Annotated in this window: 2 protein-coding genes and 1 pseudogene; 2 read left to right on the forward strand and 1 reads right to left on the reverse strand. The window is 59.5% G+C overall.

The genetic code is table 11. The features are described 5' to 3' along the window. Both WS68_RS07735 and WS68_RS07740 read left to right on the forward strand, forming a co-directional pair. A partial coding sequence (locus WS68_RS07735; RefSeq protein WP_231752972.1) for a VRR-NUC domain-containing protein occupies nt 1-597 on the forward strand: 597 nt, incomplete at its 5' end. A 112-nt stretch (nt 598-709) separates the two neighbouring features. Continuing rightward, nucleotides 710-1,756 (forward strand): type VI immunity family protein, encoded by a 1,047-nt coding sequence (locus WS68_RS07740; protein WP_059570239.1) that lies wholly within the window; start codon nt 710-712, stop codon nt 1,754-1,756. 46 nt (nt 1,757-1,802) lie between these two features. Here the strand turns inward: WS68_RS07740 and WS68_RS27345 are convergent. After that, a pseudogene (locus WS68_RS27345) lies at nt 1,803-1,971 on the reverse strand (IS481 family transposase); the annotation flags it as partial.

Below are 1,971 nucleotides of genomic sequence, written 5' to 3' on the forward strand. Positions count from 1 at the left end.
ACTATCGGCAGTTTGAGGACGTCGCCAAGGCGGCCTGACTCAAACAAATCGGTCTCCGATGAACCCGGGGCGATTCACGACCTCGACAAGGACATGGATTGGATGAGTCCATACAAGGCCGAGGTCAACTACAACATGGACAACACCCCGCCGACACCCGTGATGCGCTCTGCGACGCCGCTGGAGCCGCACCCATATCTGCCGGGTTGGCTGCAAAAATATTGGCCGGGGGGAATCGAGGAATATCCGCGTGGAACGATGCGCCGACCGGATGTGGTGATCGTAAATGATCCGAGCCGGCCGCCGACACAAGACAACATTAAGAACGTCGTCGAAATCAAATTCCCGCCGCAGAAGCGAGACCCTGAGCAGGAAGAAGATTTTCGCTTGATCGCTGGCTCGCGCGAGAAGCTCGAAGTGATGGGCCCGCAGGACTGTGACTGTTCCCAGCACGACGCCGACGAGAGCCCTGTGAAGGTGGCCGCGGAGAAGCTCTCAGAACTGGGCCGCGCTCTGCGCAATTTGATCGGCAAGCGGCCGCCGAAGATCCCCGGCTTCGGTGGGCTACCGCCTCCGCCACCGGTCTTTGTTCCATAATGCACGTTGCCAGCGCGCCCCGTCTGGGACGCAGGTGCAGGCACCAGCACGCGGGACAGGCCCAAATCTCCCTCTAGCCAGCAGGCCAAATGCCCCGAATTGAGCAGACCCTATGGACAAAAATTTCATCAATTGGGCCAAGGCGAATCAGGACCAGGCTCTCATCGCTAACGGCTTGCTCGAGCCTCGCTATGCGACCGGCGGTATCGGCGCCGCTTTCGTCGTGCGCGCGGCGCTCTACTTTGAGCGCGCCTTCGACTTGGACATACGCGCCGTAATCGCCGATTGTCTCGATGACTATCTCCAGTCCGCGCCCGACAAGCTGACGTTTGTCTGGCACAACGGCAAGGCTGCGCAGGCTTTCAAGAAAGCAAAATCACTGCGCGAGCTCGCCGCTTCGCTGTCACCGGAAGATCGCTTCGACTTCGACTACGTCGGTGGCAAAGAAGCCACCGACGCGAGCCTCTATCAGTTTTCCGTCGTCGGATTGCGGCAGAGGCAAGAGAAATCAGGCAACCGAGGATTCAATACACTATCGTTTTCCTGGCCCCTGGTCGATGTGCAAGAAAATCCCGACACGTTCGTGAAGCTGTTCTTTGACGCCGCGAAGCGGCTCAGCGCAGTCCACGGGCACGCTGGCTTCGCGGTGAATCTGTCGCCGACGGCAATCAACGAGAACGAGCCGACAGAGTATTGGATTTCGCGGATGATGCCCGGCCTCGATGTGGGTGCGCCAAGTGATCTGGCAACGCGCCAACTGAAAGGGAAAATCAAAACCATCGATTGGCTGACGGCTATCGACAAGTCGATGCTCGACGCCGTCGGTGGGCTCGCCGCCCTGCGCTCGGAGCTGCCTCCGGATTGGTTTGCGATCGGCAATTACGGCACCGGAATAGTCATTCGAGCTGGCGAACTACCGGACTCGGGCGCGTCAGACGATGAGGGAAAACCGCCCGTTGCGCCACCCACCTACATCATCCTCGACCACGCTTTGCGCGCGATCCGCGCGGGTTCGCTCGACGCGCTGCAACACGGCACGGTGAACGGAGGGGCGCCGACCTACAACACGGCCGTGTCGACGGCTGAGTGGCTCCGTCGTTTTGAAGTGAGCGACGACGAACTGCTGAGAGCGAAGGCCGCAGTACTTAACCTGTATTAGCCGGGACTTGATCTGACAGGTAGTCGGGCCGACAAAGTACGAGTCGTCAATGGGGGATGAGTTTCTCCTTGGCGAGATCGAGCGAATCGAGGAAAGTGCGCATCGGCGTCTTGCCGTAACACCAGCGCCCCTGATGCTCTCGTTCATTGTTGTACTGGTCGAGCCACGCATCAAGGTCCGTCTGCAAGGTGGCGATCGAGTCGTAGATCTTCTTG

Origin of the sequence: Burkholderia sp. TSV86 (assembly GCF_001522865.1) — a bacterium.
In the GTDB taxonomy this organism is placed as follows: Bacteria; Pseudomonadota; Gammaproteobacteria; order Burkholderiales; family Burkholderiaceae; genus Burkholderia.

Bases quoted from the DNA above. Each gene is read 5' to 3' on its own strand.
- WS68_RS07740 (WP_059570239.1), top strand. From the start codon at position 710: ATGGACAAAAATTTCATCAATTGGGCCAAGGCGAATCAGGACCAGGCT.